Raw genomic sequence first — 13700 nt, forward strand, 5'->3', positions numbered from 1 at the left:
TGGGTTCGAAATGGACCAAAGCCGCCCTTCCCATCGCCATAGCGGTGAATGCCCTAACCAGTTGGTAAGGCTGTTCCAATTATCTCGCATGACAACGGACGGGCCCTCGACAGGCGGGAGCCCGCTGCCAACGAGGAGGCCGCGTCTTGAGCGACCAGATGATGGAAACGACCCTCTACTCCCTCGGTGACGAAACCCCTTCGCCCGATCGCGCCGACCAGCGCCAGGGCGAACGGCACCTGACCCTCTATCGGGTCGGATCGTTGATGCTGGGCGACCGGCGCGAATTGTGCCTGATCAAGAATATCTCGGCGGGCGGCATGATGATCCGCGCTTATTGCCGCATTGCCGAAGGCGACACGCTCACCGTCGAACTCAAGAATGGCGAGCCCATCGCGGGCCGCGCCATCTGGACCAAGGGGCAGAATGTCGGGGTCGAATTCGACGAGAAGATCGACATCATCGACATCCTGTCGACGACGATGGACGGCCCCCGCCCGCGCATGCCGCGGATCGAGGTCGCCTGCCCCGTCACCCTCTATGTCGACAGCCAGCCCATTCCGGCGCGCATCGAGGATATCAGCCAGGGCGGGGTCAAGATCGCGATCCACCATCCGCTCCCGCGCGGCGGCAAGGACCTCGGTGTCGCGCTCCCCGGCCTCGCGCCGATTCGCGCCTCGGTGCGCTGGCAGAATGACGAGAGCGCGGGCATCACCTTCAATACGCTGATGCCCTTGGGCGACCTCGTCGGCTGGCTCGAAACCCAGCGCGCCCCGGTGTCCAAGGCGAGCTGACGCCGCCGTCTACAAGCAATGCCTTGGCGTTCGCTCGACGCGCCCGCGCGTCTCAGTCGTCGCTGGCGCCGGGCCCGCCGAAGATCCAATCCTGCGCATAGCGCCGCTCGCCTTCGCTGAGCTGGCTCGAGCGCACCGGCGGACGATTGGACTTCACGGTCGCGCGCGCCTTGGGGCTGGGGACATGGCGCAGCACCACCTCGGGCTCGAGCGCCTGCGCAAAGGCGATGCCCGCACGGCCGTTGGCGCACCAGGCCACCCGGCCCGGCACCGACAGCCCGTCGCGGCGGAACAGCAACTCGCTGCCCTCGACCGGCAGGTCCTCGGCTTCCACCAGCGCGCCTTCGGCCGACAGGTTGCGCAGCCGCACCTCGCTCTGGCGTCCTGCACATTCGATCATGGCCTTCATGAAGAGATGCGAGCGCGGGCTCTTGCGATTTTGCGGCGAATTCGACTGGTCCATGGACGCGAAATTAGCCGCTTGCCGGTAAAAGCCCAGTTAAAAATCGCGGCGCCGCACGAGCCTCAGGCGCGCCGTTCCAACCGCAGCATGAAATTGTTGGCGGGCATGTCGACCCGCTCGGCAAGATCGAGGCCGCGCTTGCCCGCCGCCACCGCCAGCGTCTCGACCTTGCGCAGCCCCCAGTGCCGATCGCGCGACCGCAGGCTCTCATCGAAGGCGAGGTTGCTCGGCGCCGCCTCCACCTCCTCCGCCAGCCATGGTCCGTAGAAAATGAGCGGCGCTCCCGGCGGCAGTAATCGCGCCGCGCCGTCGAGCAGCCCCAGCGTCGCGGTCCACGGCGCAATATGGGCCATGTTGATCGACAGGATCGCCGCCGCCTTGCGCACCGGCCATTCGGGCTCGCCAGCGTCGATCTCGACCGGTGCCAGCAGATTGTCCGGCCCGCCCTCGCGCCATGCCGCAATCGAGGCCAGCGCCGCCGGGTCGATGTCCGAGGGCTGCCAGTCGAGATGCGCGAAATGCTCGGCAAAGGCGCGCGCATGCTGCCCCGTCCCGCTCGACGTCTCGAGCACCAGCCCGCTTGTCGGCAGCCAGCGCTCGAGCACCGCGATAATAGGCGCGACATTGCGCGTCGCGGCGGGTGCCTCGCGCCGTGCCTCTGTGCCAAGGTCGGCCATCACATAGGGCGGCAGCGACGGCTCGCTCATGCCCGCGAGCGTAGCCCCGCCATCGCCCGTGCGCGGCGCTCGCGGATCACCATCCATAGGAACAGGCCGAGCGGCCCGGCGAACAGCACGAGGAACAGGATCGGCCCCTGCACCCAGCGACTGACCAGCTTGTGATCGGCATCCTTGGCGATCCACTGGCCGACGAACAGGTCGAAGGTGAGATAATGCACCCAGCCGAGCGTCACGCCCGCATCGCTCGCGAACAGCCCGCGCACGCCCTCGATCGTGCCGAGCGATTCCCAGTCGATCCCGGTCGCGCCGAATTGCATCGTCACGATGACGACCGAGTAGATGAGCGCGAGTAGTCCGATGCCGAGATAGAAAATGAGCGCATGGGTCTTGGGCCCGCGCGGGCCGACAATCAGCACGAGCCAGGGAATGAAGACCCCGGCGACGACCACGCCGAACAGCGTTTCCCAATCCATTACCGGCCTCCCACCTCGCTACGCGCAGCGATCATGCCGGGCACCTCGCCAGCCTCGCCCTTCCACGCAAGCACGGGCTTGCGCGCGGCTTGCGTCTCGTCGAGGCGGCGGCGCGGTGCATAATAAGGCGCGGCCTTCATGCTTTCATCTCCCGCCTTGGCCCGCTCCGCGACGCTGCGCAGCGCAGCGATGAACTGGTCGAGCGTCGCCTTGCTCTCGGTTTCGGTCGGCTCCACCAGCATCGCGCCATGCACCACCAGCGGAAAATACATGGTCATCGGGTGATAGCCCTCGTCGATCAGTGCCTTGGCAAGGTCGAGCGTCGACAACCCTTCCTCGAACCCTTTGTCGCTGAACAGCGCCTCGTGCATGCACGGTCCGGAATGGGCGAAAGGCGCGTCGAGGACGTCCTCGAGGCTGCGCAGCAGGTAATTGGCGTTGAGGACCGCATCCTCGGCGACCTGCTTCAATCCATCGGCGCCATGGCTGAGGATATAGGCGAGGGCGCGGGTGAACATGCCCATCTGGCCGTGGAAAGCCGTCATGCGCCCGAAGCTGTGGAGCCGCTTGCCGAAATGCTCCTCGGCGAAGCTGTCGGCTGTTTCCTCTTCGACGAGGTGAACCACCCCGTCCTCGGTCCGCGCGGTATAGGGCAGCGGCGCAAAGGGGCTCAGCGCCTCCGACAGCACCACCGGCCCCGAACCCGGCCCACCGCCGCCATGCGGGGTGGAGAAGGTCTTGTGTAAATTGATGTGCATCGCGTCGACGCCAAGGTCGCCGGGGCGAACCTTGCCGACGATGGCGTTGAAATTGGCGCCGTCGCAATAGACGTAGCCGCCCGCGTCGTGGACGGCGTCGCTGATCGCCTTCAGGTCGCGTTCGAACAGGCCGAGCGTCGAGGGGTTGGTAATCATCACGCCCGCGACATCAGGGCCGAGCCGTGCCTTCAGCGCGTCGAGATCGATACGCCCGTCGCTGTTGGCGGGGATATTCTCGATGGCATAGCCCGCGAAGGCCGCGGTGGCGGGGTTGGTCCCATGCGCGCTTTCGGGCACGAGGATGACCTCGCGCGCATCGCCCTTGGCTTCGAGGGCCGCACGGATGCACAGGATACCGCACAGTTCGCCATGCGCCCCCGCCTTGGGGCTCATCGCGACGCCGTGCATCCCGGTCAGCTTGATCAGCCAATGCGCCAGTTCGTTGACGACCTCCAAGGCGCCGCGCACGGTGTCGACCGGCTGGAGCGGGTGGACGTCGGCAAAGCCCGGCATTCGCGCGATCTTCTCATTCAATCGCGGATTATGCTTCATCGTGCAGCTGCCGAGGGGGAATAGGCCGAGGTCGATGGCGTAATTCTGGCGCGACAGGCGCGTATAATGGCGAATGGTCGACGGCTCGCTCAGCCCCGGCAGGCCGATCGCCCCTTTGCGCTCGAAGCCGCCGAGGCGACTGGTCGTTTCGGAGGCCGGCGTCGGCGCGGAAGGCTGTTCCACGCCCGCCAGATCGAGCTTGCCGGCGAAATCGAAATCGACACCGGTGGTCACGCTGTCGCCGATCTCGAAGATGAGCGGTTCTTCGAGCATCAGCGCGCGATTGCCCGTCGTCGTGTCGGGCCCGCTCATGGCATTATGCCCGTCGACGGGCGTGCCGGGCTTCCAGCCCGATGCATTGACCTCGCTCATGACAGCACCTCCTTCAACGCATCGCACAGGGCGTCGATATCTTCCTCGGTGGTGGTTTCGGTGACCGCGATGAGCAGGGCATCGTCGAGCCCTTCGCTGTCGGGGTAGAGCCGCCCGAGCGACACGCCCGCCAGCACGCCCTTGTCGGCCAGATCGCGCACCAGTGCGCGCGCATCGCGCCCGACCTTCAACGTGAATTCGTTGAAGAAATGCTCGTTGAGGAGCGTGACGCCCGGCACTGCGGCCAGCCTGTCGGCGGCGATGCAGGCGAGTCGATGATTTTCCGCCGCAAGGCTGCGCAGGCCCTTCTCGCCAAGCAGCGTCATGTGGACGCTGAAGGCCAGCGCGCACAGCCCCGAATTGGTGCAGATGTTGCTGGTCGCCTTTTCGCGGCGAATATGCTGTTCGCGCGTCGACAAGGTGAGCACGAAGCCGCGCTTGCCTTCCGCATCAACCGTCTCGCCGCACAGGCGCCCCGGCATCATGCGGACATGTTTTTCATCGCGCACCGCGAACAGCCCCAAATAGGGCCCGCCGAACTGGAGGCCGACACCGATCGCCTGCCCCTCGCCCACGACGATGTCGGCGCCAAGGTTGCCCGGCGCCTCGATCGCGCCGAGCGCGACCGGCTCGGTGTTGACGACGATCAGCAGCGCGCCCTTTTCATGCGCCGCCTCCGCGATCCGCGCCACATCCGGAATGCGCCCGAGAATGTCGGGATATTGCACGACGACGCAGCTCGTATCCTCATCGATCCGCGCGATCAGGCCATCGTCGTCGGGACGCGCGGTGAGGCTCGGCGGCGCCCCGGCAATCTCGTCGTCGGTAAACTTGGCCATGGTGCGCACGACTTCGGCATAATGCGGGTGGAGCGCGCCCGAGAGGACGACTTTCCTCTTCTTGCCGCGCGCGATGCGGCTGGCCATCGCCACCGCTTCCCAACAGGCGGTCGAGCCGTCGTACATCGAGGCATTGGCGACCGCGCAGCCATAGAGCCGCGCGACCTGGCTCTGGAATTCGAACAGCATCTGCAGCGTGCCCTGCGCGATTTCGGGCTGGTAGGGCGTATAGGCCGTCAGGAATTCGCCGCGTTGGATGATGTGATCGACGCTCGCCGGTACATGGTGGCGATAAGCGCCCGCGCCGAGGAAGAAGGGCGCATCGGCCGCCGCGAGATTCTTCTTCGACAGGCGGCGCATATGCTTTTCGACCGCCATCTCGCTGGCATGCATCGGCAGCCCGTGGATCGGCCCGTCCAATCGCGCCTCCTCGGGCACGTCGATGAACAGATCATCGATGGTCGTGGCCCCGACCTTTTCAAGCATGGCGGCCCGATCGGCCTCGTTCAGCGGCAGATATCGCATCAACTCATCCTTTGTCGCGCCTCGTCAGCGCCTAGAGGGTGCCGAGAAATTCCTTATAGGCGGCCTCGTCCATCAACCCTTCGAGTTCGCTCGGGTCCGACAGCTTGATTTTGAAGAACCAACCCTCGCCCTCGGGGTCGGAGTTGACGAGCGCGGGGTCGCCGTCGAGCGCCGCATTGCCCTCGACCACCTCGCCCGACACGGGGGCGTAGACATCGCTCGCCGCCTTCACGCTCTCGACCACGGCGGCATCATCGCCCTTGGCAACCTCGCGACCGGCCTCGGGTACTTCGGCAAAGACGATATCGCCGAGCGCTTCCTGCGCGTGGTTCGAAATGCCGACGGTAGCGACGTCGCCCTCGACGCGCAGCCACTCATGTTCCTTGGTGTAATAGAGGGTCATCACTTCTTCCCCTGCTTGCGGTGATAATTGTGCGCGACGAACGGCATCGGCGCGACGGTCACGTTGAACAGCTTGCCGCGCTGCTCGGCCTTCACATAGGCGTCCGGATCATCGACCAGATGCGTCGCGAGATAGCCCATGGCGATGGGTCTTTCGAGGCTGGGCGAGAAACCACCCGATGTGATCTTGCCGACGACATTGCCCTCGCCATCGAGCAGCGGCGCGCCCTCGCGCACCGGTTGGCGGCCCTCGACGAAGAAACCGACGCGCTTCACCAGCGCACCTTCCTCGCGTTCTTTCAGGATCCGCTCGGCGCCCGCAAAGCCGCCTTTCTCGCGGCGGCGCTTGGAGATGGCGAAACCAAGATCGGCCATGATCGGCGTGATCTCGGGGTCGAGGTCGTGGCCGTAGAGCGGCAGCCCCGCCTCGAGCCGGAGCGAATCGCGCGCGCCCAGCCCGATCGGCTTCACGCGCTCGTCGGCGATGAGCGCATCGGCGAAGGCGGTGACTTGGCTTGGCGAAATGGAAATCTCGAACCCGTCCTCGCCGGTATAGCCCGAGCGGCTGATCCACAGGAAATCGCCCTCCCACATGAAACCCGCGCCCGCCATGAAGGCGAGCTCGCCCACCCCTGGCACGATCTCTTCGAGGACGGCAGCGGCCTCGGGTCCCTGCAGCGCGAGCAATGCGCGGTCGTCATAATGTTCGAGGGTCACGCCATCGGGCAAATGCTTTTCGATATAAGCGATATCGTCATGCTTGACCGCGCCGTTGACGACGACGGCGAACTGCACGCCCTCGGGCGTCTCGACCTTGGTGACGATGAGGTCGTCGAGGATGCCGCCATCCTCGGCCAGCAGCATCGAATAGCGCGCGCGCCCCGGCTTGAGGATCTGGAAATCGCCCGGCATGAGCGCTTCAAGCGCCTTGGCCGCACCCTCGCCCTTCACGACGAGCTGGCCCATGTGGCTGACGTCGAACAGTCCGGCATGGGTCCGCGTCCAGCGATGTTCGGCGATGATGCCTTCATATTGGATCGGCATGGCATAGCCGGCAAATTCGACCATGCGCGCCCCTTGCGCGACGTGCCAGGCATCGAGGGGAAGCGTCTTGGTCATGCACCAGGCCTTTCAAGGTCCGTGACGCACGACGACGAGGCCGCGCGCCCAAAAGTTCGGACCCCCGCCTGTCTTTTGCACCTGAGAGTTTCGACGAACGCGCCTGCCGCCTCTCCTGCCGGCAACGCCCCGCCTACCCCTTCGGCGGCGTCGCGACCCGTTGCCGGGCGCGCCGCGCTTTCCAGACTGTCACCGGGGCCAGACGGTCCTTTTGCCTGAGAGATTCCGGGGGCGGTTGCTCCTTCGGCGCCCCGGTTGCCCGGGGTCTCTCCCGCATGGCCCCCCGACACCTGCGTGGGGCAGGCACCGGAGACGAAATCGGCTTTGCTGGCCCCGCGCCGTCCTGTCAATCGCCCTTGGGGCAGGCTGTGAAAACTTTACTTCGTGGCGTTGTAGCGAAGCTGCGCGTCATTGAGCTGGAAACCGACCAGCTGCTCGAAGCTCGCCCGCGCCACGGCATCGCGAATCTCGGGACGCGACAGGGGATCGATCGCCGCATCGACATCGCCCGCCTTGCGCTTGCGGGTCAGTTCGCTGCGCACCTCGGGGGGCAGGGTGACCGCCGAGCGCGCGACGCGAATGCTCGCCTGGCCCCGACCCTGCGTACGCGTCGCGCCCGCCGCGAAGTCGAGGCGGACCTGCCCGACGCGCTTGGCGATGACACTGTCGCCGCCCTGCACCGCGGCGTTGAAGATCGGCAGCACGACGGTGCGCGCCGCGCCCGCATCGCGGCGCGAGGCATAGACATCGAACGTGACCGCCGAGGTCACATATTGCGTGTCCTCGTAGCACTGGTCGTCCATGTTGGTGATCGAGGCGGTGACGTCGATGGCACCCTGCTCGGTCGAGTTTGCCGGATCGAACAGCGTCACCGAGCCGGTGCCCGCGGGGATCGCGACCTGCGGGCACAGGCTGCGCGCCACGACGATGCCCCCGTCTTCGATCCGCCCTTCGCGCGCACAAGCGGCGAGGAGGAGCATGGAGGAGGCGAGAAGCAGCTTGCGAACCATATCGGACACCTTGAATGCGAGAAAAGTCTGGCCCCTCCATAGGAAGGCCCTTCACGCTTGCCAAGCGATCGCTTACATCGCGGGGTATGAGCCAGTCCCCCGCCCTCGACATCCTCATCGCCGCGCCGCGCGGTTTCTGCGCCGGCGTCGATCGCGCCATCAAGATCGTCGAGCTCGCGCTCGAACGCCACGGCCCGCCGGTCTACGTCCGGCACGAGATCGTCCACAACAAGTTCGTCGTCGATCGCCTGCGCGGCCTCGGCGCCGTGTTCGTCGAGACGCTGGACGATGTTCCCGACAATCGCCCCGTCGTCTTTTCCGCGCACGGCGTGCCCAAGTCGGTGCCGAGCGCTGCCGAGGCGCGCGGGCTCGACTATCTCGACGCCACCTGCCCGCTCGTCTCCAAGGTTCATCGCCAGGCCGAGCGGATGATCGAGAACGGGCGCCACATCCTCTTCATCGGCCATGAAGGCCATCCCGAGGTCATCGGCACCTTCGGCCAGGTCCCCGAGGGACATATGACCCTCGTCGAGACCGAAGAGGATGCGCGCAGCGTCGCCGTCGCCGATCCCGACTGCCTCGGTTTCCTGACCCAGACCACGCTGTCGGTCGACGACACCGACGCGATCATCGCCGTCCTGAAAGAGCGCTTCCCCGCCATCCAGGGACCCAAGGGCGAGGACATTTGTTATGCGACGTCGAACCGCCAGGCCGCGGTCAAGGAAATCGCGCCGCTCGTCGACAAGATGCTCGTCATCGGCGCGCCCAACAGCTCGAACAGCCGCCGCCTCGCCGAACTGTCCGAACGCCTCGGCACGCCTGCCGTCCTCATCGGCCGCGCTGCCGACATCGATTGGGACTGGTTCGGCACTCCCGCCTCGGTCGGCATCACTGCCGGGGCCTCGGCGCCAGAGATCCTCGTGCGCGAAGTCGTCGAATCATTGGGCGATCGTTTCGCCGTGACCGAACGCGAGGTCGCGCATGTCGAGGAAAACATGACCTTCAAGCTGCCCCGCACGCTCGTCGCCTGAGCGAGCCTGACGCGATGCAACAGGTCGAGATTTTCACCGATGGCGCCTGCAAGGGCAATCCGGGGCCCGGTGGCTGGGGCGCAGTGCTGCGCGCCGGCGACCATGAAAAGGAACTCTCGGGCTCGGAAGCCGACAGCACCAACAACCGCATGGAATTGATGGCGGCGATCGCTGCGCTCGAAGCGCTCAAGCGCCCTTGCAAGGTCGATATCACTACCGACAGCGTCTATGTTCGCGACGGCATCACCAAGTGGATTCACGGCTGGAAGAAAAACGGCTGGAAGACCGCTGCGAAAAAGCCGGTGAAGAATGCCGAACTATGGCAACGCCTCGCCGCCGCCGCCTCGCCGCACATGGTCGAATGGCATTGGGTGAAGGGCCATGCCGGCCACCCCGAAAACGAGCGCGCCGACCAGCTCGCCTGCGCCGCCGCCGAAGCCATCCGCTAGCGCGTCGCCCCAGCGTAGGCTGGGGCCCATGCCATCGTGACTATTCTCCTCGAAATGGATCCCAGCCTTCGCTGGGATGACGTGGGATCTTAGCGCAACCTCTCCGGCAAGAACGCCCGCGCGCTCAATCCCCGCGCCGTCCCCGTCGGCGCCTTGTCCAGAAACAGGGCGCGAGCCAGCGCGGCGGCGGCGGGTTGCGTCTGGATACCCGTGCCCCCCTGCCCGGCATACCAGAAGAAGGAGGGACAATCGGGATCGCGCCCCATCACCGGCAACCGGTCGGGCGCGAACGTCCGCAGCCCCGCCCATTTGCGCGTCACCGCCGCGATCGTCCAGTCGACCGCCTCCTCGAGCCGCGCGATCGCTGTCGCCACCGCCAGCTCCTCGGGCGCGGCATCGCACGGGGCGCTCGGCTCCTCGTCATGCGGGCTCAGCCAGACGCTGTTTGCCCCCTCGCCGCGGACATAGAAGCTGCCGCGCGCATCGCTCACGAGCGGCAATTCGGCCATGCCCTCGCGCTCGACCCGTAATTGTACCATCGTGCGCCGCAACGCCGTGAAACCGAGCGGCTCCACCCCGCAAGCTCGCGCCACCTCGTCGGCCCATGCGCCGCCCGCATTGACCACATCCCCCGCCTCAAAGGAGCGCCCGTCCTCGGTACGAAGCATCCAGCGCCCGCCCTCGATCCGTCCTTCTGCCAGACGCGCCGAACAGGTCACCTTGCCCCCCGCCCGCGCCAGCGACGCGCCATAAGCCTGGTGCAGCCCCGCCACGTCGATCTCGCGGCAGGACGGCTCGGCCATGCCGAGGCTCCATTCCTTCCGCAGCCCCGGGATCATGCTGCGCAGGCGCTCGGCACTGAGCGCCTCGGTCACCGTCCCGCGCGGCAAGGCCTCGAACGCCGCCGCATCGCCGGTGCGCGCGAGGTGAATCGCCCCGCGCGGCTTCAGGAACCCCCGCGCCGAGAAATTGGCCGGCGGCTGGTCGAGAAAGCCCCGGCTTGCGGCACTCAGCGGCATCACCGCTGCCCCGCCATAGCTCTCCAGCCAGAAAGCCGCCGAGCGCCCCGTCGCGTGATAGCCCGGTCGTTCCTCCGCCTCGAGCACGCGCACCGACAGCCCCGCGCGCGCCAGATGCGCGCCCAGCGCCAGCCCGGCGATGCCTGCGCCGACGACGACGACGTCCGAAAAATTCTCCTGTGTCACGGCCCGCTGGTTACGGTTTGGAAAGGCGCGGCGTCTAGACCCGTCGTCATGATGAACATGGATTTTACCTTCATCCTGCATGCCGCCCTCGCGCTACTCATGGTCTACATGGCGTGGCGCGACACGCAGACCTATCGCATCGCCAACTGGATCGTCGGGGTCACCATCCTCGGCGCGCTGGCCTATTGGTGGTCGATCGGCCTGCCGCTGTGGCCCGATGCGGCGATCCGCGTCGGCATGGCGGCGCTCGTCTTCGCGCTGTTCACGGGCATGTTCCTGCTCGGCGTGATGGGCGGCGGCGACGTGAAACTCGCCGCGGCGCTGGCCCTGTGGTTCCCCTGGGCGGGCACGGTAAAGTTCTTCATCATCATGTCATTGGCCGGCGGGCTCGTCTCGCTGTCGGTGATGATCAACCATAAGTTTCGCCAAAAATCCGGGAAAGCCGAGGTTCCTTACGGGGTCGCCATCGCGGTGGCCGCATTGTGGTTACTCACCCAACGCTTTCTTAACCATTTTGCCGGATGACTAGGCACAGTTGAATTGAACCCAGTGGGGGAGGCGAAAGCGCCATGAACGCGAAGAAACTCTTGCTGCTCGTTGGAGCATTGGTCATTGCGGTGGTTACCGCATTCATGGCCCGCAGCCTGTTCAGCGGCGAAGCCGCCGCCGAAGCGCAGGCCGCTGCCGTGCCGCAGGGCCCGAAGGTGATGGTGGCCAACCGGCCGCTGCCCGTCGGGACCATCATCGACGCCGAGGCGCTGACCTTCCAGCCCTGGCCCGAAGAGCTCGTCCAGAACGTCTATTATACCGAAGCCGACGAGGACGCCGATCCCGCCGCGCTCATCGGTACCGTCGTTCGCAACGAGATCACGGCCGGCCAGCCGATCACGCGCGGTGCGCTCGTCGGCCCCAACGATCGTGGCTTCCTCGCCGCTGCGCTGAGCCCCGGCATGCGCGCCATCTCGGTGCCCATCTCGGCCACCACCGGCGTCGCCGGCTTCATCTTCCCGGGTGACCGTGTCGATGTCGTCGTGACCCACTCGGTCTCGAACGAAGAAGGCCAGATCGACGCGTCGGAAACGATCATCCGCAACGTTCGCGTGCTGGCGATCAACCAGCAGCTCAATCCCAAGAACGAGGAAGGCGTCCAGACGCCGATCGCCAACGCCGCCTCGGCCACCCTCGAGGTGACCCCGAAGCTGGCCGAGAAGATCAGTGTCGCGCAGCGCCTCGGTGCCCTGAGCCTGGTCCTGCGCTCGATCGCCGACAATAATTCGGAACTCGAGCGTGCGGTTGCCGCCGGCGAAGTCGACCTGCCCGAGGGCACGACGCCCGACGAAGAGCGTCGCATCCTGCTCCAAGTCGCCAACCGCCCGGTCGACACCAACACCACCTTCACCACCGGGGGCCAGGTCTCGCGCCTCGTCCGCGAAGGCGACCCGTCGGCACCGCGCCGCCGTGCCGCCGCGCCGACGGTCGCCGCCGCCCCGACCCCGGGTGCCGCCGCCGCGCCGGGCGTGCCCGCCGGCCCTGCCGTGCGCATCGCTCGCGGCAACAGCGTCACCGTCGTGCCTGTCGGGAGCAACTAAGATGACCATCGTCAAATCCACCAAACTGGGCCTGCGTGCCGCCGCCGCGGTTGCCGCGCTCGCCCTCGCCCCGGTCGCCATCGCGACCCCCGCCCAGGCCATGCAGCAGGTCCAGCCGACCGAAACGCTGACGCTGGCCACCGGCGAGGGCACGCTGGTCCGCCTGCCGGCCGCGATCAACGACATCTTCATCGCCGATGAAGCTATCGCCGACGTGACCGTGCGCTCCAACCGCCAGATCTACATCTTCGGCGAGAGCGCGGGCAAGACGACCATCTATGCCACCGGTGCGGCCGGGCAGGTCGTCTGGGCCTCCGAGGTCCAGGTCGGCTCGAACATCACCTCGGTCGACGCCATGCTCGACCTGGCGATGCCCGAGGCGGATATCACGGCCACGCCGATGAACAACCTCATGCTGCTGACCGGCACGGTCGCCAGCCCCGAGGATGCGCAGGAAGCCGAGATGCTGGTGCGCGCCTATGTCGGCGCCGGTACCGAAGTCGTCAGCCGTCTTCGCCAGGCGACCCCCTTGCAGGTCAACCTCAAGGTGCGCATCGCCGAAGTGAACCGCTCGCTTCTCAAGAATGTCGGCGTCAACCTGCTGAGCTCGGATTCCACGGGTGGGACCCGCTTCGCGATCGGCCAGGGCAGCGCCGGTGCCGGCGGCAATCCGTTCGAGGCCTTCCCGCTTCAGACCGGCACCACGCTGGGCATCGCGGGCTCGCTCCTCGGGCTCGACATGATCGCTTCGCTCGACCTGGCCGAAACCGACGGTCTCGTCACCACGCTGGCCGAGCCCAACCTCACCGCGCTCTCGGGCGAAACCGCGAGCTTCCTCGCGGGCGGTGAATTCCCGATCCCCATCTCGCAGTCGCTGGGTGCGCTGACGGTCGAATATCGCTCCTATGGCGTCGGCCTATCCTTCACGCCCTTCGTGCTCGCCGACGGCCGCATCTCGATGCGCGTCCGCCCGGAAGTGTCCGAACTGTCGAGCGAAGGCGCGATCCGCCTCAACGGCTATGAAATCCCCGCGCTGGTCACCCGGCGGGCGGAAACCACGGTCGAACTGGGCTCGGGCCAGAGCTTCATGATCGCGGGCCTGCTGCGCCAGAACGGGCAGAACAACATCTCCAAGGCGCCGTTCCTCGGCGACCTGCCGATCCTCGGCGCGCTGTTCCGCTCCTCGAGCTTCCGCAAGAACGAGACCGAGCTGGTGATCATCGTCACCCCCTATCTCGTCAAGCCGGTCTCGGGCCAGCTGCCGCTGCCGACCGATGGCTATCGTCATCCCAACGATGCCGAGCGGATCCTCGAGGGCCAGACCTATGTCGGCGTCTCGGGCCCGCAGGGCGTCGTTCCCACCGCGCGGCTCGGCGGGGCGCAACCCGCCGCCGCCGCTCCCGCCCAGCCCGGCTTCAGCCTCTAAGCGGCCAGCAGGA

15 protein-coding genes and 1 riboswitch are annotated in these 13700 nt (G+C 66.7%); of the genes, 6 read left to right on the plus strand and 9 right to left on the minus strand.

The features are described from left to right. Positions 1-146: 146 nt before the first annotated feature. Positions 147-794, plus strand: a complete 648-nt coding sequence (locus NUW51_RS05020) for a PilZ domain-containing protein (protein ID WP_265563314.1) — start codon at positions 147-149, stop codon at positions 792-794. Positions 795-846: 52 nt separating this feature from the next. On the opposite strand, the gene NUW51_RS05025 is transcribed toward NUW51_RS05020, so the two are convergent. From NUW51_RS05025 to NUW51_RS05060, 8 genes are all read right to left on the minus strand, one after another. Beyond that, positions 847-1257, minus strand: a complete 411-nt coding sequence (locus NUW51_RS05025; RefSeq protein ID WP_265563316.1) for a PilZ domain-containing protein — start codon at positions 1255-1257, stop codon at positions 847-849. 62 nt (positions 1258-1319) lie between these two features. Continuing rightward, a complete protein-coding gene (locus NUW51_RS05030) occupies positions 1320-1964 on the minus strand; it encodes a DUF938 domain-containing protein (protein WP_265563318.1) in 645 nt (214 codons plus the stop codon). Further along, entirely contained in the window at positions 1961-2410 is a 450-nt protein-coding gene (locus NUW51_RS05035) for an ABA4-like family protein (RefSeq protein WP_265563321.1), read from the minus strand. The genes NUW51_RS05030 and NUW51_RS05035 overlap by 4 nt, the downstream gene beginning before the upstream one ends. Further along, entirely contained in the window at positions 2410-4092 is a 1683-nt protein-coding gene (gene gcvPB / locus NUW51_RS05040; RefSeq protein WP_265563322.1) for an aminomethyl-transferring glycine dehydrogenase subunit GcvPB, read from the minus strand. Before gcvPB ends, NUW51_RS05035 begins: the two co-directional genes overlap by 1 nt. Continuing rightward, the gene (gene gcvPA / locus NUW51_RS05045; protein ID WP_265563324.1) at positions 4089-5456 is read right to left on the minus strand and encodes an aminomethyl-transferring glycine dehydrogenase subunit GcvPA; all 1368 of its coding nucleotides are present in this window, start codon (positions 5454-5456) and stop codon (positions 4089-4091) included. Before gcvPA ends, gcvPB begins: the two co-directional genes overlap by 4 nt. 31 nt (positions 5457-5487) lie before the next feature. Then, complete coding sequence (gene gcvH / locus NUW51_RS05050; RefSeq protein ID WP_265563327.1) at positions 5488-5859, minus strand: glycine cleavage system protein GcvH; 372 nt, start codon at positions 5857-5859, stop codon at positions 5488-5490. Next, the gene (gene gcvT, locus NUW51_RS05055; protein ID WP_265563330.1) at positions 5859-6977 is read right to left on the minus strand and encodes a glycine cleavage system aminomethyltransferase GcvT; all 1119 of its coding nucleotides are present in this window, start codon (positions 6975-6977) and stop codon (positions 5859-5861) included. Before gcvT ends, gcvH begins: the two co-directional genes overlap by 1 nt. A 193-nt stretch (positions 6978-7170) precedes the next feature. Next, positions 7171-7261, minus strand: a riboswitch (glycine riboswitch). Positions 7262-7354: 93 nt separating this feature from the next. After that, positions 7355-7987, minus strand: a complete 633-nt coding sequence (locus NUW51_RS05060; RefSeq protein WP_265563332.1) for a hypothetical protein — start codon at positions 7985-7987, stop codon at positions 7355-7357. A gap of 86 nt (positions 7988-8073) precedes the next feature. Between NUW51_RS05060 and ispH the strand changes: the two genes are divergently transcribed. Beyond that, entirely contained in the window at positions 8074-9018 is a 945-nt protein-coding gene (gene ispH, locus NUW51_RS05065; RefSeq protein WP_265563334.1) for a 4-hydroxy-3-methylbut-2-enyl diphosphate reductase, read from the plus strand. 14 nt (positions 9019-9032) lie between these two features. Continuing rightward, positions 9033-9467, plus strand: coding sequence for a ribonuclease HI (gene rnhA, locus NUW51_RS05070; RefSeq protein WP_265563336.1), 435 nt, complete (start codon positions 9033-9035; stop codon positions 9465-9467). Positions 9468-9556: 89 nt separating this feature from the next. Here the strand turns inward: rnhA and NUW51_RS05075 are convergent, their stop codons facing one another. Further along, positions 9557-10672, minus strand: coding sequence for an NAD(P)/FAD-dependent oxidoreductase (locus tag NUW51_RS05075; protein ID WP_265563338.1), 1116 nt, complete (start codon positions 10670-10672; stop codon positions 9557-9559). 48 nt (positions 10673-10720) lie between these two features. On the opposite strand from NUW51_RS05075, the gene NUW51_RS05080 reads away from it, so the two are divergent. Genes NUW51_RS05080 through NUW51_RS05090 form a run of 3 tightly spaced genes read left to right on the plus strand, consistent with a single transcriptional unit; the run spans position 10721 to position 13687 of the window. Beyond that, entirely contained in the window at positions 10721-11197 is a 477-nt protein-coding gene (locus tag NUW51_RS05080) for an A24 family peptidase (protein WP_265563340.1), read from the plus strand. Positions 11198-11241: 44 nt separating this feature from the next. After that, a complete protein-coding gene (gene cpaB / locus NUW51_RS05085; RefSeq protein WP_265563343.1) occupies positions 11242-12261 on the plus strand; it encodes a Flp pilus assembly protein CpaB in 1020 nt (339 codons plus the stop codon). 1 nt (position 12262) lies between these two features. Next, a complete protein-coding gene (locus tag NUW51_RS05090; RefSeq protein WP_265563345.1) occupies positions 12263-13687 on the plus strand; it encodes a type II and III secretion system protein family protein in 1425 nt (474 codons plus the stop codon). The last annotated feature ends 13 nt before the right edge of the window (positions 13688-13700 follow it).

Source organism: Sphingomicrobium arenosum, assembly GCF_026157085.1.
In the GTDB taxonomy this organism is placed as follows: Bacteria; Pseudomonadota; Alphaproteobacteria; order Sphingomonadales; family Sphingomonadaceae; genus Sphingomicrobium; species Sphingomicrobium arenosum.

Coding starts and splice junctions, on each gene's coding strand:
- NUW51_RS05025 (WP_265563316.1), bottom strand. CDS start 1,257: ATGGACCAGTCGAATTCGCCGCAAAATCGCAAGAGCCCGCGCTCGCAT.
- NUW51_RS05030 (WP_265563318.1), bottom strand. CDS start 1,964: ATGAGCGAGCCGTCGCTGCCGCCCTATGTGATGGCCGACCTTGGCACA.
- NUW51_RS05035 (WP_265563321.1), bottom strand. CDS start 2,410: ATGGATTGGGAAACGCTGTTCGGCGTGGTCGTCGCCGGGGTCTTCATT.
- gcvPB (WP_265563322.1), bottom strand. CDS start 4,092: ATGAGCGAGGTCAATGCATCGGGCTGGAAGCCCGGCACGCCCGTCGAC.
- gcvPA (WP_265563324.1), bottom strand. CDS start 5,456: ATGCGATATCTGCCGCTGAACGAGGCCGATCGGGCCGCCATGCTTGAA.
- gcvH (WP_265563327.1), bottom strand. CDS start 5,859: ATGACCCTCTATTACACCAAGGAACATGAGTGGCTGCGCGTCGAGGGC.
- gcvT (WP_265563330.1), bottom strand. CDS start 6,977: ATGACCAAGACGCTTCCCCTCGATGCCTGGCACGTCGCGCAAGGGGCG.
- NUW51_RS05060 (WP_265563332.1), bottom strand. CDS start 7,987: ATGGTTCGCAAGCTGCTTCTCGCCTCCTCCATGCTCCTCCTCGCCGCT.
- ispH (WP_265563334.1), top strand. CDS start 8,074: ATGAGCCAGTCCCCCGCCCTCGACATCCTCATCGCCGCGCCGCGCGGT.
- rnhA (WP_265563336.1), top strand. CDS start 9,033: ATGCAACAGGTCGAGATTTTCACCGATGGCGCCTGCAAGGGCAATCCG.
- NUW51_RS05080 (WP_265563340.1), top strand. CDS start 10,721: ATGATGAACATGGATTTTACCTTCATCCTGCATGCCGCCCTCGCGCTA.
- cpaB (WP_265563343.1), top strand. CDS start 11,242: ATGAACGCGAAGAAACTCTTGCTGCTCGTTGGAGCATTGGTCATTGCG.
- NUW51_RS05090 (WP_265563345.1), top strand. CDS start 12,263: ATGACCATCGTCAAATCCACCAAACTGGGCCTGCGTGCCGCCGCCGCG.